Source organism: Melioribacteraceae bacterium, assembly GCA_035362835.1.
Lineage (GTDB): Bacteria > Bacteroidota > Ignavibacteria > Ignavibacteriales > Melioribacteraceae > DSXH01.
This window is the reverse complement of the sequence record DAOSDY010000004.1, coordinates 164,564-188,686: the sequence shown is the minus strand read 5'-3', so window position 1 is coordinate 188,686 and position 24,123 is coordinate 164,564. Positions and strand designations below refer to the sequence as shown.

Below are 24,123 nucleotides of genomic sequence, written 5' to 3'. Positions count from 1 at the left end.
ATTAATCGGTAAGCTTTTTATATAAGTCGAGATACTTCTTGGCTGAGCTGAGCCAGGTGAAATTAGATTTCATACCGTTCCGCATAATTGTCTGCCAGGTTTCCTGATCCGAAGAAAAAATCTTGATCGCTTTTTTAATCTCAGCAATCATATCGCCAACGGCATATTTTTCGAAAGCAAATCCGTTACCCGATTTAGATTTCGGATTGAACGGTTGAACGGTATCAGCCAGACCGCCAGTATAACGAACTATTGGAACAGTACCGTACATCAGGCTATACATCTGATTGAGTCCGCAAGGCTCATACTTCGAAGGCATTAGGAACATATCCGAACCTGCTTCAATAAGATGAGCAAGTTCTTCATCAAATCCGATAAAACAGGAGAAGTTATTATGATATTTGGAAGCCGCGCTTGTGAAAAATTTATGATATTTTTTATCGCCCGTACCGAGTAAGATTAGACGGAGGTTCAATTTCATTAACTGTGGAAAAGCCTTTTCCAGAAGATCAAGACCTTTATCCTCGATTAATCTGGAGATCATACCGATAACAGGAACCTTTTCATCATACTTAAATCCGAAGTTATCAGCCAGAGCTTTTTTATTCTCCTTCTTATGTTCCAGGTTCCTGGCTGAATATTTCTGAGCAATTTTATTATCTATTTCAGGATTCCAGATTGCTTCATCAATTCCATTAATGATGCCGTACATATCCTTTTTACGTTTACAGAGCACATCCTGCAAGCCGGCACCGAAATCTTTCTTCAGGCATAATTCCTTTGCATAAGTTTCGCTAACGGTTGTAATCATATCAGAATAAACCAATCCTGCTTTCAGAAAATTAACTTTACCTTTATGCAGAATCCCCTTTTCACTCTCCATTTCTTTTGGCAATTCAGTTTTAGCAAATGAAGTCTTGGGGAAGACCCCCTGAAAAGCCAGATTGTGAATTGTGAAAAGTGTTTTAATCGGAGAGAATAAAGGATCTTTTGCGAACATCGATTTCAGGTAAGCCGGTACTAGTCCGGTCTGCCAGTCATTACTGTGGATTACATCCGGAACCCAGCCTAATTTAGTAACGAGTTCAAAGACAGCACGCGAAAGAAGAATAAACCTTTCGTCATTATCAGGATAGTCCTCGCCGCTTAATGGGTCGGAATAGAGACTGTGCCGGTTCCCGAAAAATTCGGGATTATCAAGGAAATAGATTTGAACCCTGGTTTTTGGTCCTATCAGGAATGAAGATCTAAGTGAAAAAACAACTTCTTTGTTCCCAATATTTATTTTAAGATCCTTGAGTCGAACAACTTCGTGGATTTTGTATTTCCGTTCATCAATTGCACCATATTTAGGGACAACAATACGAACCTGGTGACCTAATTCCTGCAATTTCTGTGGCAAAGCTGAGGATACATCTGCTAAACCGCCTGTTTTAATGAATGGGACAACTTCCGAGGTGATAAAAAGAATTTTATACTTAGAAGGCATTTGAACCCTATTACTTACTTTTCAATAAGGTAAAAATACGAAAATCACATCTTTTGAACAAAAAGAATAGAAAATAAAGTCCTGAATTATCTATTTTTAAAATCATATTGAATAAAGATATTTAAACAGATTTTTAACAGATGAAAAAACTATTAAAAGCACCTTCGCAAATAGTTACCGTTGATACAAAGGGGAAAAACCTGAAAAGAGGCATTGACCTTACCTCAATCGATCCGTTGTACGATCATTCGATTATAGTTGAAAATGGGATAATAAAAGACATAGTTCCGGACTACTCAGTTGCAAATAATTCGTTTGATCAAGTTATCGACGTTAAAGATTGTACAATACTGCCCGGACTGGTTGAATGCCATACGCATACGGCTTTTGCCGGTTCAAGGTCGAATGAGTTTCTGATGCGTCTGCGTGGAGCTACTTATGAGGAGATCGCTGCTTCCGGCGGAGGAATAATCTCTACGGTTAAAGCCGTCCGGCAATCAACTTTCGAAGAATTAGTGGAAATCATAAAACCGAGAATCGGACTTTTTATTTCTCAGGGAATAACAACTCTGGAGATAAAGAGCGGATACGGTTTGAGTTATTACGACGAAATAAAACTGCTTCAGGTAATCAATTATTTCAAGAATTCGCTGCCTATAGAAATTATACCAACGTTTCTCGGCGCTCATACCTATCCGCCGGAATACAAAAACGACCATGATAAATACTTAAAAATAATTTCGGAAGAGCTTCTTCCCTTCATAATAAAAAATAATCTTGCAGGGCATGTGGATGCATTCTGTGAAAAAGGAGCTTTCAGCAGCGAAGAAGTTGATAGAATTTTTTCGAAAGCAAAAAAACTGGGATACAAATTAAGACTTCATACAGAACAGTTTAACAATGTAGGCGGCCTTGATGTAGCCCTCAGACACAAAGCACTTTCAGTGGACCACCTGGAAGTAATTAAAAATGAAGATATTCATAAGCTGAACGGTTCCGATACTGTGGCGGTTCTTTTGCCGGGCGTCTCATTTTTTCTTGATTATCAGTATGCCCCTGCACGTGAGCTGCTGAAAAACAATGCGACGGTTGCCCTATCAACCGACTATAACCCGGGATCATCGAATATTCCCGATCTTCATTTCATAATGAGTCTTGCCGCACTTAAAATGAAAATGACAGCCGAGGAAATTATAAGCGGCGTTACAATAAATGCGGCAAAAGCACTTGATATGAACAGGATCACCGGTAGTATTGAAATAGGTAAACAGGCGGATTTTGCCGTATTTAAAGCCCGGGAGTATCAGGATATAATTTATAATATAGGACAAAACTTAAATTCAATGACTATTAAAAAAGGCGAGATAATTTACAAAAGTAAAACGGAGAAATGATTGTAATGAATTCAGCAAAACCTAAAATTATTGAATGCGTACCGAATTTCAGTGAAGGTAAGGATGAAAAAACTTTTTCTGCTATCAAAGAAGCAATAAAAAATACAAAGAACGTAAAACTACTGAGCCTGGAACCGGATGCAGATTATAACCGTGTTGTAGTTACAATGGCCGGGAACGAGGAAGGGATTCTAAATGGAGCAGTTAATGCATGTAAAGCCGCAGCGGAATTAATCGATATGAGAAATCACAAAGGAGAACATCCGCGTCTCGGAGCTATTGACGTAGTTCCGTTTGTACCGGTCTCCAATGTAACCACCGAAGAATGCGTAAGAATTTCTGAGCGTTTCGGAGAAATTATATCCAAAGAATTAAACGTGCCCGTTTATCTTTATGAAAGTGCAGCCCGCAAACCTGAAAGAAAGAGTTTATCCAGTATACGTCAGGGTGAATATGAAGGATTGAAGGATAAACTCAAGGACCCGACCTGGTCACCCGATTTCGGTTCACCTGTTTTTAATCCGAAATTAGGTGCAATTGTTACAGGGTCGAGATTCTTCCTCATAGCTTACAATGTTAATATCATTTCAACCGACGTAAAATATTCGAAGGAAATTGCTGAAGTATTAAGGGAAAGCGGATATTCAAAACGCGATGAGAACGGCAATCTGATAAAGGTTGACGGGAAAACTGTGAAAGTGCCGGGACGTTTAAAAGAATTCAAAGGAATGGGTGTTTCACTTGAGAAATACAATTGTACGCAGGTTTCAATTAATCTTACAAATTATAATGTGACACCAATGCACACAGCATTTGAAGAAGTGAAAAAGGAAGCGGCGCGTCTCGGTGCTGAAGTTAACGGTAGCGAAATCGTTGGACTTGTTCCTCTCGAAGCAATGCTTCAGGCAGGCAGGTTTTATACAGGCGGAAAAGAAACAAATGAGAACAGATTGGTTGAAGAAGCGATTAATCATCTCGGCCTGAGTACACTGAACACTTTCAAACCTGAAGAAAAAATAATTGAATATATGATCTAAACCAGATTGATTAATGATCTGATCAACTACGGAGGTAAAATGGAATTATCCAGAACAATACAGGAATATCTGAACGAACTCTCTTCCGGATCACCTACACCCGGCGGCGGAAATGTTGCAGCGCTGTGCGGTGCGCTGGCAAGCGGACTCGGTACTATGGTATGCAACCTTACAATAGGCAAGAAGAAATATGCTGAAGTTGAGGCAGAGATGACCCAATTAAAAGATAAATTGACTAAATACCAGAGTGATTTTGTTGAGCTGGCAAAGAAAGACAATGCAGCATTCGACAAAGTGATGGAGGCATTCAAACTCCCCAAAGAAACGGAAAACGATAAAGTTCTGCGTAATGCAAAAATAGAAGAAGCAACAATAGAAGCCGCGGAGGTTCCTTCGGAAGTGATGCGACTCTGTTATGAATTGCTCCCACTTCTTAAAACTATTTCCGAGAAAGGGAACAAAAACTCGCTCTCTGATGCCGGTGTTGCAATTTCTCTTGTAAGATCGTCTGCTCAGGGAGCTTATTTAAATGTGCTGATCAATTGCGGGTCGCTGAGCAATCAGACAATCGCAGGTGAAATAAGAAAGAGAGCCGATATTATTTTTGAGGAGACAGACAGAACGACATCAGGACTTCTTGAAATAATAACCAAATCGTTAATGCCATTATGATAAAAAAAATTCTCCTCCTCTTTTTATTTTTTCCCTTAGTACTATTTACTCAGACTCCGAAAGTATTATTGGGTATTGATCTGCTGGAGAGAGATAATTTTACGCTTTTAGAGAATAAGAGGATCGCATTAATCACCAATCAGACTGGATTGAACAGCAGACTTGTCTCAACAGTTGATCTTTTAAGCAGAGCAGAGAATCTGCAACTGGTTTCTGTATACAGCCCCGAGCACGGTTTTCACGGATTAAACACCGCCGGTGAATCAGTTGAGGATTTTACCGATTCAACTACAGGGATTAAATATTATTCTCTTTACGGAAAGCGGACGAAGCCGACCCGGGAAATGCTTACGAATATTGACGCGATTGTATATGATATTCAGGACATCGGATGCAGAGCATATACATATATCACAACATTAGGACTGGCAATGGAAGCGGCGGCAGAATCCGGAAAGGAATTTATCATTCTTGACCGGCCTAATCCGCTCGGCGGCTTGAGAATCGAAGGGAACATCGTTGAAGATGGTTTTACTTCATTCGTTAGTCCATTCAAAATTCCATATGTATATGGGCTAACATGCGGAGAACTCGCCACGCTAATAAACGAAGAAGGAATGCTTAAAGACAGTGTTAAATGTAAGTTGCATATTGTTAAGATGGTGGGATGGGAACGATGGATGCATTTTTATGATACCGGCCTTATCTGGGTTCCTTCTTCTACTAATGTACCTTACAGTTCAACGCCCTTTTATTTAGTCGGTTCCGGAATACTTGGCGAGCTCGTAACAATTTCGATAGGAATTAGTTATACTCTTCCCTTCCAGACGTTTGCAGCAGAGTGGATTGATCCCGACACACTTTCGGCAAGGATGAACGATTTAAAACTTAAGGGAGTCAGATTCCGGCCGATAATTTACAGAACTAATTACGGTATCTGGATCGATAAAATATTAAAGGGCGTTCAAATACATATAACTGATTACGACAAAGTAAATCTTATGGAACTGCAGTTCTATTTTATGGAGGTCCACAATAATCTCTACCCGGACAAAAAGATTTTCGATCTGACCGATTCAACGAGGATCAAGATGTTCGATAAGGTTATGGGCACCGATAGGGTAAGAATATTATTCAGCAGAGATTATAAAGTAGATGCAATCAAAGATTACTTAAGAAAAGACCTCACATCATTCAGAAATTTATCGGGTAAATACTTTCTTTATAATTAATAATCCAGGATCAAATCAACAACTGGCCAGCGAGCTCTCAGATTAAGAGTATCCGGGTAGAATGTAAACTTTTCAGCATATGTGAATGGCTTCACTTTACCGTGGTCATATTTACCGTTTTTATTTTTATCGATAAAACTGTTCAGCAAATACTTACCCGGTACAATTCTATCGACATTAAAGGATTTGTCTTTACCGATCTTTTTGATATAAGTATTACTTCCGCTTTCAATACTTTTTAATTCCACATATACATCCGAAGGGTCATTTATTCCGGAGACCACACCTGCGGCGCCGGAGAAATCGAGTTCGCTGTTGGTTGTAAATTTGTGAATATGCAACGAATCGGTAGTATTGCCTGCAGCATCAATAAATTTATTTAAATCCAGTTTTAATAAATAGTCTTTCCGCTGCTGAAGCTTACTTTTAATCCTGACATCGAATGATGCGTCATCAACAAAACTGATCTCAACGGGAAATATAATCCCCTTACCGTCGTCAATAGTTATTGCGCTTTCAATGCCTGCGCGCGAAAATCCGTCGTCGAACTTAATAGTGATTACAGGATTAATGAAATCCACTTTTTCTCCCTGCATTGAACCGGCAATCTTGCGTATTTTAGGAGGGATAGTATCCGGATCGGCCTTTGGAGTTATTGAAATACTTTCAGATGGATTGATATTACCGGTTCTATCATAGATGGAATTAACCGTCAGGTAAATTTTATTTCCGTTAACCAGTGAGTCACTTATTGAAAGGAAATACTGACCGGGCCGTGAGTCGCCTTTGAAAAAGTATTTAATATTGTACTGCTTCTGTAAAGTGGAATCGTAAACGAAAAAGTTCGTGTTAAGAATATTTGTACTATCGACCGGTTCGGAAAATTCAATTAAGAAATGATTACGGTCTCTCATAACAACGCTGCTGATTTTCGGAGGGATAGTATCCTCCCTGCTCATGAGGAAATCGCAATTTGTAATTACATTCTGTTCACCACTTAATTTTAAGTCTTTAAATTGAACGCCGAACTGATCTTCATTACTCTGATACAGGAAATCCCTCAGGTTATCCCTTAATGCATAGACCCTGTATTCGCCTTCACTCAGACCCATAAGGATAAATTTTCCGTTCTTACCGACCTGGGATATATAATCAGGCTTTCGAACCGAAGGATCTACTTCGTGGTCATTTTTCACATAAGCATAGACCATAATGCCGCCGGGATCGACGTCGTATATTTTCCCGGCGATTTTTCCGCTATCTATTGTGCCGCCGGTTGAGAATGCAAATGTAAACGGTTCAATCATCTTATTCTGATTATTAAGGTCGGCAACTTCGGCGCCAAGAGTCACGGTATAAGTTGTATTTTCTTTAAGTGTATCCTGAAAGAATACCGAAAGACGTTTTCCGCTCCAATCATATATAAGTGATTTATTTAACGGAGGAGAAATAAAAATCGCTTCCTGAACCGACCTCTTATCAACGTATTCTGAAAAAATCAATTCAAAAAAATCATCTTTGTAATCTGTTGAACCGTTTTGCGGAAATACCCCAATAATTTCAGGTGGAGTTTTATCAATCTCACCTCCGCCCGGCGGCAGCTGGCTTGCGCATGAATTAAAAATTAACAATGCCGTCAAGAGGTGCAGAAATTTCAAACAGTAAGATATTTTAAATAAAAATTTCATATTCATTTTTGAGACGCACGCCATTGTCTGTAACGTGAGACATTAACGGAGTGATCATTCATGTTTGTTGAAAAATAATGACCGCCCTGCCCGTTTGCTACAAAATAGAGATACTTATGATTCTCCGGATAAAGCGCAGCGTAGATTGCGTCTTTTCCAGGATTATTGATTGGTGATGGCGGAAGTCCGGCGTATTTATATGTATTATATTTCGAATCGATCTCAAGATCCTTGAAATAGATTTTATTCTTTCGCCTGTCCCGAATCAGATATTGGACAGTCGGATCCGCCTGCAGAAGCATGCCTTTTTTAAGCCGGTTGTGATAAACACCCGAGATAGTCTTAAACTCGCTGAAAAGATTCGACTCCGCATCGATTATGGAAGCCATTGTAAGAATCTTGTGCTTATCCATATTCAATTCCTTCATACGCGCAATTACTTTATTATCCGAAAAGATTTTATCCATTTCAGAAGCAAGTTTACGTAGAATTTCCTCCGGGGCGCTATGCGCATAAAAGAAATATGTTTCCGGCAGAAGATAACCCTCCAGATTATCGGCATAAATACCAAGCGAATTTAAGAACGATTTACTTCTGCTGAGTTCAATCACACTGGAAGAATCGATCCCGAAATTTTCCTTCAACAATTTTGCAAGATCCATCTGCCATATTCCTTCGCCGATTGTAATTAAAACTTCGGGATCAGGAGAGCCTTCAATAAGCAATTCGACCAGTTGAAGATAACTCAATCCATTCGGGATAACATATCGGCCGGCTTTAATTTTACGTTCCGCTCCGTAGATGATAGCGGCAATCTTCATATTTATTTTACTCGGAATAATTTTCCGCTGGTAGAGAGTATCACTTATCTGTGATAACGTTTGCCCTTTTTTTACTTCAACTAAAACCGGTTCTTTTAGATCATGATAGTTGGGAAAGAAGAAAGTGAAAACCAGCAGACCGAGGACAAAGAAGAAAAAAGAAACGATGTAGATCATCTCTTTCCGGGAGAAGACGGATTTAAGAATGTTTTTGAAGGAATTATTCAATAGAGTTCCTTATTCGGTTTCTTAAATATATCGATTTTATTTTTATAGGAAAGACCCATAAGATGAGGGGGGAAAAAATTCTAAAATGCATAAAAAAAATTAAGGCGATCACATCTACCGGCTGGAAGACGTGATAATTGTATTATCCTGCAGACCCGGGAATGCGTTATATTCAAGAGAATATGTGAAGCCCGACTCATAAAGCCGCATTCCTCTGTATGCTATCATCGCCGCATTATCCCCGCAGAATTCCTGAGACGGGATTACAAGCTTTTTATTAAAACGGTCTGCAATACGAATGAACTGTTCCCTGAGGAGTTTATTTGCCGCAACTCCACCGACGAGAGACACAGCTTTTACATCAAAACTGCTAAGGGCCTTCTCTACTTTATCAGTTAGGGATTTAACTGCTGTCCACTGGAATGAAGAAGCAATTACCGGGAGGTGATCGGCCGGAATATTATCAGCAGTACCATATTTTTTTTGAATATACCTTAGTACAGCTGTCTTAAGTCCGCTGAAGGAAAAGTCGTATTCGTTTTTACACCGTGCAATGGGGAAACTTATCAGTTCTGAATCATAATTTTGAGATACGCTTTGAATTTTTGGGCCGCCCGGATATCCCAAGCCGAGAAGTTTGGAAACTTTATCGAATGCCTCTCCCGCAGCGTCGTCTATAGTGGATCCGACACGGATAATCTCAATATCACTTTTTACTATTAACAGAAGTGTATGACCTCCGGAAACGAGAAGGCAGAGGTACGGGAATTCCGGTTTTTCATCCATTAGAAAACCGGAAAAAATATGTCCCTCTATATGATTAACAGGGATAAAAGGTTTATCCAGACTGTATGACAAGCTTTTAGCAAATGTTAATCCTACAAGTAAAGCCCCGATAAGTCCCGGACCTGCAGTTGCGCTAATAACATCGAGATCCTGCAATTTAAGATTTGACTTAGCGAGAGCATCTTTGATGAGAGGCAATAAAATCTGGAGGTGCGCCCTGCTAGAGAGCTCGGGAACAACACCTCCAAAATCCTGATGAAAATCCTGTGAAGAAATAAGGTTTGCTTTTAACACCCCGTCCGAAAGAATTGCAACCGAAGTTTCATCGCATGAAGTTTCTATTCCGAGTAAATTCATTCTATTAGTAACAGATCCCTTTCTAATCTTTCAAACAGGCAAAATTGAAAATCAGTTAAAAGTGAGTATGCTCTTGGTAATATGCCATGCCATGTTCGGATTTTCCTGCAATCTTCGTATTGAATATTTATACCAGTGATCTCCAAATGGAACATAGATTCTTATTTTATACCCGTCGGCATTTATTCTGTCTCTGGACCTTTCCTTCACGCCATAGAGCATCTGAAATTCAAATTTATCTCTGGCAATGTTCTTCTTTTTAATCAGGTTATAGGCCTGATCAATAAGATAATCATCATGAGTAGCAATACCCACATAGTTTCCGTTATCAAGAAGGTATTCCATAATCCTAACAAAATTATCCCGGACAGGCTGTTTTCCTTTGTACGCAATTTCCTCAGGCTCAATATAGATTCCCTTACACAACCGGTAATTCGTGCCTTTCAATTCCGGTGATTTTACATCGTCGAGTGTCCGTTTTAAATAAGATTGCACAACAATACCAACATTATTGTACTTCTCTCTAAGCTTTCTGTAAAGGTTGATAGTAGCATCGGTTGTAGGCGAATCCTCCATATCGATTCTTACAAAATTGTTATACGATTTTGCCCGCTCGAGTATCTCTGATATCTGCTGGTAACAGAAGTCGGGGTCGATTACAAGTCCTAACTGGGTCGGCTTAAGAGAGAGATTGGAGTTAAGCTTATTTTTATTGATCGTATCAAGAACTTCAAGACATTCCTTCTTAGCTTCCTCACATTCGGCTTTGGATGTAACAGCTTCTCCGAGAACATCCATAGTAGCAACAATTCCTTTTGCATTCAATTCCTTAACAACTTTTACGGCATCTTCAAGTTTTTCGCCGGCGATATACTTCTTAGCAAACAGATAAACAACGGATTTTGGTAATAACTTTACAAATTCGACGATTAATTTGTTAAATGGATTCACAGTAGCACCTATAATTGAAAAATTAGTTATCAAAATTACCCTAACATACCATATAAATCAAGGAAGGACCGACAGGTCTTAATTACTACTTGAAGCTATAGAATTGAGAAGTTTTAACAGGAAAGAAACTTTAATCTTCAGTTCTGCGAGTGTAGAATTGTTTTCAAGAATAAAATCAACTTTATCCCTTTTCAGTTCATCGTCAATCTGGTAGGTCATTCTCGAGATAATATCAGATTCATTTGTTTTATCCCTCTTTATTACCCTTTTAATTCTGAGATCTTTAGCGGTATAAATCAGGACAACATAATCGAACATATCTTTAATCTTTGCTTCAAAGATCAGGGCGGATTCAACAAAAACGATTTTCGATTTTGCGAATTCCGATTCAATCATTTCATTTATTTTCCGGATAACAGGAGGATGGACTATACTATTAATCAATTCAACATTTTTTTTATTGTTAAAAACTTTTCCGGCCAGGTAATGTGTATTTAATTTGCCGCCGGCAACAGATTCCTTTCCGAAAGTTTTTACAATTCTGCCAAGGATTTTCTGATCGGTTGCCATTAATTCTTTAGCGACGAGATCGGAACGGATGACAGCAAAGCCGCTCTTCTCGATTAAATCGCTTACAATTGATTTGCCGGATCCAATTCCGCCCGTTATGCCAATTTTAATCGGTTTATCCAATTATATTTTCAGAAATAAATTAGCAGTTGAAAAAATAAACTTAATTGCAGGCAGCACCGTTTATGATGCTGCCCTAATAATTTCTAATCCTGATTGTCTGTGCTTCCAACAAGATATCTTTTAATCTTCTGAGTAGTAGTTTTTTCGAATTCTTTTTCGCGGATATATATTTTTTTAATTTGCTTATAGGATGGGAGCTGTTTATTAGCTTTATCGATCTCCTCCTGAACAATCTTATTAATCAGGTCGCCGGTAATAGATACATTATTCGATCCGGAATATTCAATAAACGCTTCGGCATCAGCAACAACCTGAGCAGCAATTATTTCATCCTGCTTAAGATCTTTTTCGCCGAAGATTAAGGATTCGAGTATGAAAGGACTTCTGTTAAGGATATCTTCAATTTCTTCCGGGAATACATTCTTGCCCGTACGTGAAATAATAACATTTTTTTGTCTACCGTTTATATGCAGGAATCCATCCTTATCAACGAAACCGATATCCCCTGTTTTAAACCATCCGTTATCAAAAGTATCCGCAGTTGCCTTATCATTTTTATAATATCCAAGCATAACGCTGGGACCTTTAGCCCAGATTTCGCCGCTTCCATTTTCGTCGGGGTTATTTATTTTAATTTCGACTGAAGGGAGAGGAATTCCAGCGGCATTATCTTTCAAATTATCGAGACGGTTTAATGCCAGAATGGGTGAGGTTTCTGTAAGTCCATATCCCTGAATAAAAGTAAATCCGAATTCTCTTAAACCTTTTGCAACAAGAGGGTCGGGCGCGGCGCCGCCTGCAATAAAGATTCTTACGGCTCCGCCGAATTTATGATGCAGTTCTGAAAATACTTTTTTCTTTATATTGGATAATCCTGCCTGGGCAAAAATGTTTGTAAGTTTTACAAGCGGCGGTACAATAACATTTTTAACCTTATTCTCTTTAATTGTCTTAACTATTCTCCGGAACATTTTGTCATAGAGGAGAGGAACGCCGAGCAGAATAGTTGCTTTCACCTGCTGAATATCATCAACTACAGTTTTCAAGGAGCGGGCATAATGCACAGAGGCTCCGCAATAAAGTGGGCACAACATACCGCACGTACATTCATAAGTATGATGCATAGGAAGAACGGAGAGGAAACGGTCGGCTTCGGTTATTAGAACCATGCTCACCATATCCATCAGGTTCGACGCAAGGTTCTTTTGAGTAAGCATAACACCTTTTGCGCGTCCCAGTGAACCTGAAGTAAAAATAATCTCTGCAAGATCGTTCGGATTAATCCTCGGAAGGTTATCTGTTGTTATTTCTTTGGCCTGCCTGATTAATTTAGACATATTGAGGAATTCTTTATCCTCGCCTGTCTCGTCCATACAGATGTAATGTTTAATTTTTTTAAGAGATGATTTACCTTCGGCCATAATTCCTGAGTAGGAGCCGGCAAAAATAACAGCTTCGGAGTCCGACTCATGCATGATATTCATTATCTCGTTGGTAGTAAGATTTTTATCGATAGGAACAATTACATAATTGAAGCACATAGCCGTAAGATAGGATACGGCCCATTGAACGCGGTTTTCGCCGATCAATGCGATATGAGTACGCTCTTTGATTCCGATTTCCCTTAATGCGGAACCGAACCTTAAAATGTTATCAAGAAGTTCTCTGAAATTCAATTTACCGATAGGAGTTGAATTTAGATCTTCCAAAGCAATTTTGGAGCTGAATTTTCTTGACGATTGAACGATCATATCCTGAATCGATTCAATTCTGGGGACAGGATATAGTTTTAGTTCATTTTTCATTTCATCTCTATTTTTAGTTGGAAATAATCCTGACGATATAATTTATTTAAATGAACAAAATCCCTTTCATAAGGGACGGGATCTATTTAGTCTTAGATACTTCCACTAAAATTGCCTTGAGGAGGCGGTAAAATTTTTCAACATCCTCAATTTTAACTTTTTCATCGGGTGAATGGGCACCTTCAATTGTCGGTCCGAAAGAAATCATTTCCAGGCCCGGATATTTATCACCCAGAATTCCGCATTCCAAACCCGCATGAACTGCTTTCAGTTCAGGAGTGTGACCGAACAAATCCTTAAATACTTTTCTGGAAAGGCGAAGCAGTTTGGAATCCAGGTTCGGCTGCCAGCCCGGGTACCCGTCGCCCACTATAACCTCGGCACCGGCCAGGTCGAACACCGCTTTAACGGATGCGGCAATATTCTTTTTTGCTGACTCAATAGAACTTCTCTGACTTGTGCCGATTTTCATCAGTTCATTTTCAACAACAACAGTTGCAAGGTTGGTAGAGGTTTCTACAAGTCCGGGGATATCCGGGCTCATTGAGACTACTCCGTGAGGCATTGAGAGCAAAACATTTAAGATTTTATTTGTGAAATCCTTTGTATAGACTGTTCCTGTTTTTCCGCTTTCAGATTTTTCAAATGTAATCTTTAAGTCGCGGTCGGTCGATTTGAATTCAAGGACCGATTCAAGTGAGAACTCGTTTATTTTTTCGCGCAATACTGCTTCATATTCACTTTTAATCAGAATCTGAGCTTCAGCTTCTCTTGCAATGGCATTTCTTTTGGAACCGCCTGAGATAATAACGACATAATAATCAATCACTTTTAATTTATTAAGAAGGAGAGCAAGCAGTTTAATTGCGTTTGCTCTTTTATCAGAAATATTTATTCCGGAATGTCCTCCTTTTAAGCCGCTGACAAAAATAGTATAGGGCAACCATGAATCATCGATTTGAACCGATTCGATTTTAAATGATCCCATTGTATCCATACCACCGGCACAGCCTACATAATAAAATCCGTCTTCCTCGGTATCTAGATTCAACAGGAATTTACCCTTAATAAAACCGGGTTCAAGATTATTAGCGCCGGTTAATCCTGTCTCTTCATCAACGGTAAAGAGTAATTCAATAGGACCATGATTAAAATGGTTATCGGTTGCAATAGCGAGAGCTGCGGCAACACCGATACCGTTATCGGCACCGAGAGTGGTTCCATCGGCTTTAATCCATTCACCATCCCTAACAAGATTAATCGGGTCGTTATAAAAATCGTGGTCAGTATTTTTATTTTTTTCACAGACCATATCAACATGGCTTTGAAGAACAATGCCGGGTACGTTTTCAAATCCGGGTTTAGGGGGAATTGTGATCACAATATTACCCACTTTATCTTCTCTAAATTCAAGATTATTAGTGCCGGCAAAGTTTCTCAGGTAGAGCCGAATTCTCTCCTCATGTTTAGATGGACGGGGAATCTGAGAGATTTCATAGAATCGATTCCATAGAACCGCCGGGGCTAAACCATCTATGGCTTTCATAACACCTCACATTTAATCAAAAATTTCATTTAGAATTTAACCAGCGGATTGTTTCTCCGCAAGCCGGGCATTTTTACGGTCGAGTTCTGTTAAATACTTTTTTCTAACTCTGATATTCTGCGGCGTAACTTCAACATATTCATCATCATTAATCCATTCAATAGCAGTTTCGAGACTTAATAAACGGGGCGGTTCCAGACGGATAGCTTCGTCGGCTCCTGAGGCTCTCATATTTGTAAGTTGTTTGGTTTTACAAACATTGATCCTCATATCGTTGTCCCTGGAATTTTCACCTACAACCATTCCTTCATAAACTTTAATACCCGGTTCAATAAAGAAGAGAGTCCTTTCCTGAAGTTTCCACATAGCATATGCGGAGGCGACTCCGCTTTCCATAGAGATAAGAGCACCCCGTGTTCTATTACTTATTTCACCTTTGAATGGTTCATATCCGTGGAAATTGTGATGAAGTATTCCTGTACCTTTCGTGTCCGTCATGAATTCCGAACGGTATCCGATAAGTCCCCTTGCAGGGATTAAGAATTCGAGCCGCGTATTATCATTAAATGAAATCATATTTTTCATTTCACCTTTTCGCTTGCCCAGTTTTTCAATAACGACGCCGACAAACTCTTCGGGCACATCGATGATGACGTGTTCGAACGGTTCGCAAAGCACATCATCAATCTTTTTCATAATCACTTCAGGTTTGCTCAGCTGAAGTTCATACCCTTCTCTTCGCATATTTTCGACAAGGATAGCCAGATGAAGTTCTCCCCTTCCGCTAACTTTGAAAACATCCGGAGATTGGGTCATTTCCACACGCAGAGAGACATTCGTTTTTAATTCCTTGGAAAGTCTTTCACTCAAATTTCTTGTTGTAACATATTTCCCTTCCAGCCCTGCAAACGGTGAATTGTTTACAATAAAATTCATAGTAAGAGTCGGTTCATCAATGGCAACAAAGGGCAAAGGTTCAGTAAATGCGGGGTTGCAGATAGTATTTCCAATGTCAACATCTTCGAATCCTGCGAAGGCACCTATATCGCCGGCGCTTAATTCATCAACTTCCACCCTCTTAATATTTTCAAAAGTATAGAGCCTTGAGATCTTCGAATTAAATTTTTCCCCTTCGCGCGTAATGAGAGTTATCTGGTCCCCGACGGATAATTTTCCGCTGTGGACTCTTCCGATTCCAATTCTTCCGAGATAATCGTTATAATCAATAGCCGACACTAGCATTCTGAACGGCTCGTCAGTAATTGTCGGAGGCGGAACGTGCTTAACAATCTGTTCGAGAAGGACTTCCAAGTCGCTTCTCTCATCCTCGAGCTGAAGTTTGGCAATTCCCTGTTTTGCAATTGCAAAAACGAACGGGAAATCGAGTTGCTCATCATTTGCGCCGAGCGAAACAAAAAGATCGAATACTTCATTGAGAACCTGATTTGGCCGGGCATCCTTTCTGTCAATTTTATTTATAACAACAATCGGTTTCAATCCGAGGTCGAGAGATTTCTTAAGAACAAATTTTGTTTGAGGGAGAGGGCCTTCCGCAGCATCTACAAGCAGGAGAACACCGTTGACCATTCTTAAAGTCCGTTCGACTTCCCCGCCGAAATCGGCGTGGCCGGGTGTATCTACAATGTTGATTTTAATCCCTTTATAATTAATGCTGCAGTTCTTGGCAAGTATGGTAATTCCACGTTCCTTTTCCAGCTGATTGGAATCCATAATTCTGGTATCAACCTGCTGGTTAGCTCTCCAAACACCTGTCTGCTTAAGCATATAATCGACTAAAGTTGTTTTGCCATGATCAACATGAGCAATTATCGCAAGATTACGAATGTTTTCTACTTTCAATGAAATTCCTTTCAATTATGTCTAATGTTAAGAATATCTCCATCCTTAACTATATATTCTTTCCCTTCGAGACGCCATGAACCTGCTTCTTTACATTTATTAAAAGATCCATGCTGAAGAAAATCCTCGTAATGAACTACTTCAGCTCTAATAAACCGATTGAAAAAGTCGGTATGAATAACACCAGCAGCCTGCTGCGCATTATAATTTTTCTTAATCGTCCAGGCACGGCATTCATCCTCGCCAACCGTAAAGAAGGATTGAAGTCCAAGTATTTCGTAAGATGTTCTCAAAATTTTTGCAAGGGCGGATTCGGAGATACCGTAATCCTGCATGAAGACGGCTTGATCCTCTTCGCTCATCTGTGAAAGTTCCAGTTCAATTTTTGCAAAGAACGGAATAACCATCGCACCCGATTTCTGAAGATTATCTTTCAGGTTTTTTACTTCCTGATCAACTAAGGGGATGGATGATTCATCATAATTAACTGCAATAGCGAGTGGCTTCAAAGTTAAGAGCTGATATCCGCCGAGAATTTTAAGATCATTTTCATCAAGAATGAGAGTCCTTAGCGGTAATTCCTTTTCGCAATGTGCAAAACACTTTTCAATTAACGGTATTTCTCTTTTCAGCTTTTCATCTTTCGATTTCTGAAGATCTTTTTTCAATTTCTCTAAACGATTCTCCAGGAACGCTAGATCGGAAAGTAAAAATTCCGTCTCAAGAAATTCGATATCCCTAAGAGGATTGATACTATTCATAGGGTGAGGGACAGAATCGTCCTTAAAAGCCCTGACAATATAAAAGAGCGCATCGTTATTCCGGACGCTATTAAGGAAACCGGAGGTGATCTTAACTTTATTATCTTCAGACATTCTTAAGCCGGGGATATCAAAGACTTCGATAGTAGCGTTCACCTGTTTTTTAGGATTGAAAATTTTTGAAAGCTTATCAAGTCTCTCATCCGGGATTTTAACAACTTCAATGGAAGCTTCATCCTTCTGACCTGGTGAATGGGTAGCCCCTTTTGATAAAGTGTTAAAAAGCGATGTTTTTCCGGAAAATTGGAGCCCTACTAAACCAATCTGCATTTATATCTCTTAACAATTAGAAAAAATGGGGTTCAAATATAACCATTTTCATTTGAATAATTACTTTATAAAACCAGAAACCGCTAAAAGGAGGATTTATGTTATGAAATAATCTGCGTATGGAGAGCTATTTCCTCAAGAACGGAAGAAACTTTCAGACACTTTGCGAGGTCGCCAGTGAAAACGACGGATTTACCCTTCACATGAGTTTCAAATGCCAGGGCACGCGCATGTTCAAAACTGCAGTTTATTGCGATCATAAGTTGATTTATCACTTCATCGAATGAATGAACATCATCGTTAAAAAGAATTACCTTGTACGGAATTCCGGTAGTGGATTCGTTTGTTATATCGGGCTCTATAATTCCTTCAGGTTTTTCTGTCTGCATAAGAGTTCCCATTTACAACGACAAGTTATAAAATTGCTCCCTAAAAATAAATTTTGATTATATTGCAGCTCGAAAATCGAAAACAGTAATATTATTTAATTTTTTCAGGGAGGATTGATGAAAATTGCTGTTTGTATTAGTCATGTACCGGATACAGCCGCAAAAATAAATATTTCAAGCGAGGGTAAAGGAATCGACCCTGCCGGTGTAACATATGTGTTGAATCCTTACGATGAATTTGCAATTGAAGAAGCATTGAAGACCAAGGAAAAAACCGGAGGCGAGACAGTTGCTATCAGTCTTGGCGGTGAAGCAAATAAGGAAACTCTTCGTAAAGCTCTTGCAATGGGAGTTGACGAAGCCGTTCTTCTTAAAGACGATTCCTACAGGGACTCTCTGGCAGTCGCAAAAGCTCTTGCAGAGGAAATAAAAAATCAGAATGCCGAATTGGTTTTCTTCGGGAAACAATCAGTTGATTTCGATAATTCTGTTGTTGGACAGATTACGTCTGAAATACTCGGTTATAATTGTATTTCAGTTGTTGTTGGATTTACTCTGGACGGGCAAAAAATTACGGCCGAGCGTGAGATAGAAGGGGGAAAAGAAGTTGTAGAATCCTCTCTTCCGGCAGTAATAACCGCACAAAAAGGATTGAACGAGCCGAGATATGCATCGTTAAAAGGAATTATGGCTGCAAAGAAAAAAGTAATAGCAGAAAAGACAATAACTGCTGCGGCTAATTTTGTTGAAATAGTAGGAATGAAAAGACCTGCTCCTAAACAGGCAGGGAAAATAATAGGCACCGATGCTTCGGCGGTTCCGGAATTGGTAAGACTGCTTCGCGAAGAAGCAAAGGTAATATAGAGGTGACAAATGAATAAAATAATTGCAATACTTGAACAGAGAAACGGGCAGATCAAGAAAGCGTCTTTGGAAGCAGTTAAAGCCGCATCAGAGTTTGCTGCTAAACTATCATTCGAATCCGAAGCTGTTGTAATCGGTAATGAAATCGAAAATCTTGATCAGGTTGGAGGATTTGGAATTCACAATGTAACTCATATAAAAAATGCGGAACTGAAGGACTATTCTCCAAGCGGTTATTCTAAAATTCTGTCGGAATATATTAAAAATGTAAACGGCTCTATAGTATTTATCGGCAATACAAGTCTGGGGAAAGACTTAGCTCCCCGATTATCCGCACGAATTGATGCCGGACTCGCAATGGATTGTACGTCAATCGAAATTCAAAACGGTGAATTGATTGCAACTCGTCCAATTTATGCCGGTAAAGTGCTTCTTGATATTAAATTGACAAGTCCGGTTAAAATTTTCACATTACGCCCAAATGTTTTCAATGCAGGTACACCGGACGGAACTACGGCAAACGTAACCGTACAAAATGCTGAGAACCCGGATTTAACAACAAAGGTGATTGAGATTAAGAAATCTGAGGGTAAACTGGATGTAGCCGAAGCCGAGATAATCGTATCGGGCGGAAGAGGTATGAAAGGTCCCGAACACTTTAAAATGATTGAGGAATTATCGGAACTTCTTGGTGCAGCATCAGGTGCTTCCAGAGCGGTAGTAGATGCCGGATGGCGGCCTCATGGTGAGCAGGTTGGCCAGACAGGAAAGACAGTCTCACCCACATTATATATTGCACTAGGTATTTCAGGCGCCATTCAGCATCTGGCTGGAATGCGTTCCTCAAAGTATATTGTTGCAGTGAATAAGGATAAAGACGCTCCGATCTTTCAGGTTGCCGATTATGGAATAGTTGGCGATGTATTTGAAGTAGTGCCGGCATTAATTGAAGAGATAAAAAAAATTAAATAATAGGGAATTGTGAATAAGGTACAAGTAGAAATATTAGGACTCTCCGCCAGTCCATCGGCTGGCGGAGCTTACGCTCTACTGCTTAAAGAAGTTTATGGAGTAAGGAGGCTACCGATAATTATCGGTTCTTTCGAAGCTCAATCGATCGCGCTTGAAATGGAGGGGATAAAACCGCCCCGTCCCCTTACACATGATCTGCTGAAAAACCTGATTGATAATCTGGGTGCGACTGTCACTGAAATAATAATTGATGAACTTAAAGAGAATACATTCTACGCAAAGATCAAAATTGAAGTAGCCACATTATCCAACGAAATAGATTCTCGACCGAGCGATGCGATTGCGCTTGCCGTAAGAACCGGAGCACCTCTTTACGTTGCAGAGGATGTAATGCGTACCGCCTCGTTTGTACCATCAAGCGAAGAAATTGATGAATCTGAAGAACTCCCTCATACACATGAATCAGAAGCGAAACCGCGCAAAAAGAGTATACCGGAAACAAAATTAGCACAATTGCAGGATCAATTAAGAGAAGCTATAGAAAAAGAGGATTATGAAAGGGCAGCAAAAATAAGGGACGAGATAAATAAGCTTTCTGGGACTCAGAACTAATTAAATATAATCTTTCCGATTTCACATTCAAGACACTTGTTTTTAGAACAATAATTTCTAAATAGATCTATCATTCCCTGTGCAAGAACCGATCTCCTTACACTATCATTCATGTTGAGAGATTTTCCGACGTCTACAACTATCTGATTTTCCGACCGCTGTTCATAAATGGAATAGATTTTCAATATTTTCTTTGTGATGTTCGGGCTGCCGAATACTTCGAAATAAACAGCAAAGAACGGAAGGACAACATTAATTACTATTTCATCCGCTCTTGTGGCTCCGACAAAATATTTAATTTCGCTGCTTGCCGCCTGATCCAAAGTGTAGTGGTTTTTCCAGAAGCCCTCGGATCTTACAACAAACAAGGACCTTAGCGAATTAATCAATACTGTAAGGTTATGAATTTCCGTTATCTTCTTGGCTATTATATTTATCATATTACCGTGAAGAAGTTCTTTCAGCAATCGTGCACCGGCAGCCATTCTAATTGTCGGGAAATTCTGAGGCCGAAGTCTGAAAAAGTGCCAGTTGGATTCCTCCATATACCTGCCGTCGTAAAATGGTTTTACAGCATTCCAGTTGAGAAGAATCCGTTCAATATAATTTTTAGAGTCGGGACTGTTAACTTTATCTGAGGAATTTGCCAAACCGCTTATATAAAGGAGGAGTGCTTCGTATTTATCGATCAGGATTCCGTCGCTCTCAATTTTTTTCAGAAAATTGACATTAGCGATCTGAGCTAGTTCGGTCATCTGGACTTTATTTTTTGAATAGCCGAGCGCTTCGAACAGGAGTTCGTAAAAGAGCTGCTGCCACAATAATTTATTCGAAAAATCCGAGTGCTGGAATTTTTTCTCATGGAAACGGGATGAAAGTTCGTAACCGATTACCGGCTCTTTAATATTAAGTTCATTGAGGAATTGAAGTTCTTTTAATCTTTCAAATATCCGGTTACATTTTTTATGAAAACGGTCGACACCCAGTTGAGAAAGAAATTTTTCTTTTATTTCACTGCTTATGGACACTGAAACTGAAGAACACTTCATATTAGTGACGACTTCCTCTTTATCACCACTGATAGATTGTTTCAAGTTTTCAAGTAAAGAATCATCGATGAATGGGGCCAGACAGATAGAAGGGACTTTCCTGCCATTACGAGTATAAACATGAGGCTGATGATTTTTATTAACAAACGTAGCATGCAGTACAACGCTGTTATACTTATTATCGATATTATGACCGTGATTTTTCCAATCGGCATAACTGCTGTCTATTTCAATATCACCAACGTAAGTAAGGTTACCGATCCGGATTCGTGCGTTTTTAAAGTCTGGACCGGCAAAGTCATCGTTTTTACTTCCGGAATCGAGGATTGAAATTTCATCGCCCGTCTCTGTTTTCAGAGAGGATTTGTAGGATTGTTTCTGCCAAACTTCGTACAGCAAGCTTTCGGGGACCTTTATATCAGAACTCATAGTCCATGAGTTTGTATTGTTATCTGACTAAGATAAAGTCGCTGCTATTAAACTGCTGTTCAAGTTAATATTTAAATTGTCAAAATGCTATTACTTATTTTGAAATTATTCCCGCAACAGAATCATTCATAAATGAGATGTACTCATAAGCCTTCCGGCCGAAGTTCTCCGAGCCGTCGCTATAGATCAAAGCTCTGCTAACATTTATAAGAAAATTACGATTGTTGACCGAGTTAAACACAGAGACAACTTCATTCAAGTCTCCGCCCTGAGATCCAACACCGGGAAGAAGCACAGGCAATTCTCCGAAAGAATTTATATTATCCTGAAGCTCATTAAGATTGGTAGCCCCGAATACGATCCCGCAATTTTTCAGGTTATTCCACTTCAGGACTTTACTAATTACTTTCTGATAAAGGAAGGTATTATCAGCCAACATTTGCTTTTCAAAATCTGCGGATCCCGGATTGGAAGTTAAGGCCAGAATGAAATTCAATTTATCCTGGTAATTGAGAAAAGGTTCAATGGAATCAAAGCCCATATACGGGTGAAGAGTAACGGCATCGAAACCGAAATGATCGAAAACCGATTGTGCATACATAAGAGAAGTATTACCGATATCGCCTCTTTTAGCATCTGCAATTATTAAACACGGGAGATTTTTAAGATATTCAAGAATTCTATGGATATTATCAAATCCTTTAGAGCCATCCTTTTCATAAAAAGCGAAATTTATTTTGTAGGCCGCAGCATGTCGGTGCGTATTATCAATAATAATTTTATTGAATTCTTCAACAGGATTAGAATTTTTTAAAAGATGTTTCGGGATTTTCGTTATGTCAGTATCGAGACCTACACAAATATGGAATCCGTTTTTAAACCTTTCATTCAGTTTTTGAAGCGCATTCATCATAAGCCTTTATTTTTTCATGTATGCATTTTTCTGTTACGATAAATGTTAAGTACAATCCCCATCATTATCATATTGACAAGAAGAGAACTTCCGCCGTAGCTAAGGAATGGAAGAGGCAATCCGACAACAGGAGTGATACCGACATTCATTCCAATATTAATTGCAAAATGACTGAACATCAAACTCAGTATACCAACGATTATTAAAACACTGAATCTGTCCTTCGCAAGATTGGAAATATTGATGAGTCTTAAAAAAATAATAAGGAAGAGGGACAGTACAAGTATGCTTCCCAGAAAACCGAACTCCTCGCCAATTACACAGTAAATAAAATCAGTCCATTGTTCCGGAATAAATCTCAATTGAGTCTGGTTTCCCTGAAGGAATCCTTTTCCGGTAAACCCTCCGGAACCGATAGCGAGTTTAGCCTGCAGAGCGTTATAACCGGATCCGAGTGGATCCATAGAAGGATCCAGGAATGATTCTATTCTCTTCTGCTGATGCGGTTTTAAAATTCTGAATGCATAATCAAAAAAGAAACTCGCTCCTAAATTTATAACGAAAACAGTTATACTGTTAAATAGATCTCTTTTAAATAGAAAGAGGGCTATTACAACCATTATCAGGGAGAGTATAAATACGAGAGTTCCGAATAACGAAGCAATTACAACAACACCCGGGGAAATAACTACAAAGAGGCCAAACAGACTTATACCGCTCCAATAGATGAGAGAAAGCGTAATAATAATAAAGACAATGGAAGTGCCCGTATCCGGTTCGAGTAAAATCAATATAACCGGCAGAAATCCGATAGCAAGGGCTACACCTATATCTTTAATATTGTTTATATCCCGATTCTTATAAGTAAGCCAGTTTGAAAGACAGAGAATGGTACCAAGCTTGGCAAACTCCGAAGGTTGAAAACCGATCGGTCCAAAACTCAACCAGCTCTTCGAGCCATAGACTGTTTTACCTGCAAAGAGAACTAAAAGAAGAAGCAGAACAGAAAGCAGATAGGAAGGAACGGCAAGCATTTTAAATAACTGTTGGGGAAGCGAGAAAACAATAAAGAATGCAATAAGAGATACTATTGCTGAATAGAGTTGTTTCTGAAAATTGCCGCTCGCAGTAGGATGATTTACCGTTGAACTATAGACAGCAATCAGTCCAAGTATAGTAAGGACAAAAAATGGTAGAAAAATTGAAAGATCGAATTTATCCTGAAGCTTATAATTAATCTGCAAT

At 39.2% G+C, this 24,123-nt stretch carries 21 protein-coding genes; 7 read left to right on the top strand and 14 right to left on the bottom strand.

Going from position 1 to position 24,123, the window contains the following annotated elements; all coding sequences use genetic code 11:
- Nucleotide 1: 1 nt before the first annotated feature.
- Nucleotides 2-1,489 (bottom strand): glycogen synthase GlgA, encoded by a 1,488-nt coding sequence (gene glgA / locus PLZ15_13865; GenBank protein ID HOI30829.1) that lies wholly within the window; start codon nucleotides 1,487-1,489, stop codon nucleotides 2-4.
- 140 nt (nucleotides 1,490-1,629) lie between these two features.
- Between glgA and hutI the strand changes: the two genes are divergently transcribed.
- The 4 genes from hutI to PLZ15_13845 all read left to right on the top strand — a co-directional run bounded on the left by hutI (nucleotide 1,630) and on the right by PLZ15_13845 (nucleotide 5,824).
- Nucleotides 1,630-2,883 carry an imidazolonepropionase gene (hutI, locus tag PLZ15_13860; protein HOI30828.1) on the top strand — a complete coding sequence of 418 codons (1,254 nt, stop codon included), beginning with the start codon at nucleotides 1,630-1,632 and terminating at the stop codon, nucleotides 2,881-2,883.
- 5 nt (nucleotides 2,884-2,888) lie between these two features.
- Nucleotides 2,889-3,920 carry a glutamate formimidoyltransferase gene (ftcD, locus tag PLZ15_13855; GenBank protein ID HOI30827.1) on the top strand — a complete coding sequence of 344 codons (1,032 nt, stop codon included), beginning with the start codon at nucleotides 2,889-2,891 and terminating at the stop codon, nucleotides 3,918-3,920.
- Between the two features lie 39 nt (nucleotides 3,921-3,959).
- On the top strand, nucleotides 3,960-4,592 hold the full coding sequence (locus tag PLZ15_13850; GenBank protein ID HOI30826.1) for a cyclodeaminase/cyclohydrolase family protein: 633 nt from the start codon (nucleotides 3,960-3,962) through the stop codon (nucleotides 4,590-4,592).
- A 68-nt stretch (nucleotides 4,593-4,660) separates the two neighbouring features.
- Complete coding sequence (locus PLZ15_13845) at nucleotides 4,661-5,824, top strand: DUF1343 domain-containing protein (GenBank protein ID HOI30825.1); 1,164 nt, start codon at nucleotides 4,661-4,663, stop codon at nucleotides 5,822-5,824.
- Here the strand turns inward: PLZ15_13845 and PLZ15_13840 are convergent.
- From PLZ15_13840 to PLZ15_13795, 10 genes are all read right to left on the bottom strand, one after another.
- The gene (locus PLZ15_13840) at nucleotides 5,821-7,455 is read right to left on the bottom strand and encodes an Ig-like domain-containing protein (protein ID HOI30824.1); all 1,635 of its coding nucleotides are present in this window, start codon (nucleotides 7,453-7,455) and stop codon (nucleotides 5,821-5,823) included. The two genes, PLZ15_13845 and PLZ15_13840, sit on opposite strands and share 4 nt — an antisense overlap.
- A 59-nt stretch (nucleotides 7,456-7,514) precedes the next feature.
- Nucleotides 7,515-8,561: an endolytic transglycosylase MltG gene (gene mltG / locus PLZ15_13835; protein HOI30823.1), complete on the bottom strand. Its 1,047-nt coding sequence runs from the start codon at nucleotides 8,559-8,561 to the stop codon at nucleotides 7,515-7,517.
- A gap of 114 nt (nucleotides 8,562-8,675) precedes the next feature.
- The gene (tsaD, locus tag PLZ15_13830; GenBank protein ID HOI30822.1) at nucleotides 8,676-9,704 is read right to left on the bottom strand and encodes a tRNA (adenosine(37)-N6)-threonylcarbamoyltransferase complex transferase subunit TsaD; all 1,029 of its coding nucleotides are present in this window, start codon (nucleotides 9,702-9,704) and stop codon (nucleotides 8,676-8,678) included.
- Between the two features lie 51 nt (nucleotides 9,705-9,755).
- Nucleotides 9,756-10,655: a proline dehydrogenase family protein gene (locus tag PLZ15_13825; protein ID HOI30821.1), complete on the bottom strand. Its 900-nt coding sequence runs from the start codon at nucleotides 10,653-10,655 to the stop codon at nucleotides 9,756-9,758.
- Nucleotides 10,656-10,733: 78 nt separating this feature from the next.
- Nucleotides 10,734-11,348, bottom strand: a complete 615-nt coding sequence (coaE, locus tag PLZ15_13820; GenBank protein HOI30820.1) for a dephospho-CoA kinase — start codon at nucleotides 11,346-11,348, stop codon at nucleotides 10,734-10,736.
- Nucleotides 11,349-11,431: 83 nt separating this feature from the next.
- Nucleotides 11,432-13,153 carry an AMP-binding protein gene (locus PLZ15_13815; protein HOI30819.1) on the bottom strand — a complete coding sequence of 574 codons (1,722 nt, stop codon included), beginning with the start codon at nucleotides 13,151-13,153 and terminating at the stop codon, nucleotides 11,432-11,434.
- A gap of 82 nt (nucleotides 13,154-13,235) precedes the next feature.
- Nucleotides 13,236-14,699, bottom strand: a complete 1,464-nt coding sequence (locus tag PLZ15_13810; protein ID HOI30818.1) for an aminoacyl-histidine dipeptidase — start codon at nucleotides 14,697-14,699, stop codon at nucleotides 13,236-13,238.
- A 36-nt stretch (nucleotides 14,700-14,735) separates the two neighbouring features.
- Nucleotides 14,736-16,559: a translational GTPase TypA gene (typA, locus tag PLZ15_13805; protein HOI30817.1), complete on the bottom strand. Its 1,824-nt coding sequence runs from the start codon at nucleotides 16,557-16,559 to the stop codon at nucleotides 14,736-14,738.
- A gap of 11 nt (nucleotides 16,560-16,570) precedes the next feature.
- Nucleotides 16,571-17,650, bottom strand: coding sequence for a redox-regulated ATPase YchF (gene ychF / locus PLZ15_13800; GenBank protein HOI30816.1), 1,080 nt, complete (start codon nucleotides 17,648-17,650; stop codon nucleotides 16,571-16,573).
- A 101-nt stretch (nucleotides 17,651-17,751) separates the two neighbouring features.
- Complete coding sequence (locus tag PLZ15_13795; GenBank protein HOI30815.1) at nucleotides 17,752-18,039, bottom strand: ATP-dependent Clp protease adaptor ClpS; 288 nt, start codon at nucleotides 18,037-18,039, stop codon at nucleotides 17,752-17,754.
- A gap of 117 nt (nucleotides 18,040-18,156) precedes the next feature.
- Here PLZ15_13795 and PLZ15_13790 point away from each other — a divergent pair, with 117 nt between their 5' ends.
- From PLZ15_13790 to PLZ15_13780, 3 genes are read left to right on the top strand one after another with little or no spacing between them, the layout of a single operon-like run.
- Nucleotides 18,157-18,903, top strand: coding sequence for an electron transfer flavoprotein subunit beta/FixA family protein (locus PLZ15_13790; GenBank protein ID HOI30814.1), 747 nt, complete (start codon nucleotides 18,157-18,159; stop codon nucleotides 18,901-18,903).
- 9 nt (nucleotides 18,904-18,912) lie between these two features.
- The gene (locus tag PLZ15_13785) at nucleotides 18,913-19,875 is read left to right on the top strand and encodes an electron transfer flavoprotein subunit alpha/FixB family protein (GenBank protein ID HOI30813.1); all 963 of its coding nucleotides are present in this window, start codon (nucleotides 18,913-18,915) and stop codon (nucleotides 19,873-19,875) included.
- Between the two features lie 9 nt (nucleotides 19,876-19,884).
- Nucleotides 19,885-20,487, top strand: a complete 603-nt coding sequence (locus tag PLZ15_13780; protein HOI30812.1) for a bifunctional nuclease family protein — start codon at nucleotides 19,885-19,887, stop codon at nucleotides 20,485-20,487.
- On the opposite strand, the gene PLZ15_13775 is transcribed toward PLZ15_13780, so the two are convergent.
- From PLZ15_13775 to rodA, 3 genes are all read right to left on the bottom strand, one after another.
- Nucleotides 20,484-21,965 (bottom strand): DUF2851 family protein, encoded by a 1,482-nt coding sequence (locus PLZ15_13775; GenBank protein HOI30811.1) that lies wholly within the window; start codon nucleotides 21,963-21,965, stop codon nucleotides 20,484-20,486. The two genes, PLZ15_13780 and PLZ15_13775, sit on opposite strands and share 4 nt — an antisense overlap.
- Before the next feature lie 94 nt (nucleotides 21,966-22,059).
- Nucleotides 22,060-22,878, bottom strand: coding sequence for an orotidine-5'-phosphate decarboxylase (gene pyrF / locus PLZ15_13770; GenBank protein ID HOI30810.1), 819 nt, complete (start codon nucleotides 22,876-22,878; stop codon nucleotides 22,060-22,062).
- A gap of 14 nt (nucleotides 22,879-22,892) precedes the next feature.
- The gene (gene rodA, locus PLZ15_13765; protein HOI30809.1) at nucleotides 22,893-24,122 is read right to left on the bottom strand and encodes a rod shape-determining protein RodA; all 1,230 of its coding nucleotides are present in this window, start codon (nucleotides 24,120-24,122) and stop codon (nucleotides 22,893-22,895) included.
- Nucleotide 24,123: the final 1 nt, after the last annotated feature.

Bases quoted from the DNA above. Each gene is read 5' to 3' on its own strand.
- glgA (HOI30829.1), bottom strand. From the start codon at position 1,489: ATGCCTTCTAAGTATAAAATTCTTTTTATCACCTCGGAAGTTGTCCCA.
- hutI (HOI30828.1), top strand. From the start codon at position 1,630: ATGAAAAAACTATTAAAAGCACCTTCGCAAATAGTTACCGTTGATACA.
- ftcD (HOI30827.1), top strand. From the start codon at position 2,889: ATGAATTCAGCAAAACCTAAAATTATTGAATGCGTACCGAATTTCAGT.
- PLZ15_13850 (HOI30826.1), top strand. From the start codon at position 3,960: ATGGAATTATCCAGAACAATACAGGAATATCTGAACGAACTCTCTTCC.
- tsaD (HOI30822.1), bottom strand. From the start codon at position 9,704: ATGAATTTACTCGGAATAGAAACTTCATGCGATGAAACTTCGGTTGCA.
- PLZ15_13815 (HOI30819.1), bottom strand. From the start codon at position 13,153: ATGAAAAATGAACTAAAACTATATCCTGTCCCCAGAATTGAATCGATT.
- PLZ15_13810 (HOI30818.1), bottom strand. From the start codon at position 14,699: ATGAAAGCCATAGATGGTTTAGCCCCGGCGGTTCTATGGAATCGATTC.
- ychF (HOI30816.1), bottom strand. From the start codon at position 17,650: ATGCAGATTGGTTTAGTAGGGCTCCAATTTTCCGGAAAAACATCGCTT.
- PLZ15_13795 (HOI30815.1), bottom strand. From the start codon at position 18,039: ATGCAGACAGAAAAACCTGAAGGAATTATAGAGCCCGATATAACAAAC.
- PLZ15_13790 (HOI30814.1), top strand. From the start codon at position 18,157: ATGAAAATTGCTGTTTGTATTAGTCATGTACCGGATACAGCCGCAAAA.
- PLZ15_13785 (HOI30813.1), top strand. From the start codon at position 18,913: ATGAATAAAATAATTGCAATACTTGAACAGAGAAACGGGCAGATCAAG.
- PLZ15_13775 (HOI30811.1), bottom strand. From the start codon at position 21,965: ATGAGTTCTGATATAAAGGTCCCCGAAAGCTTGCTGTACGAAGTTTGG.
- pyrF (HOI30810.1), bottom strand. From the start codon at position 22,878: ATGATGAATGCGCTTCAAAAACTGAATGAAAGGTTTAAAAACGGATTC.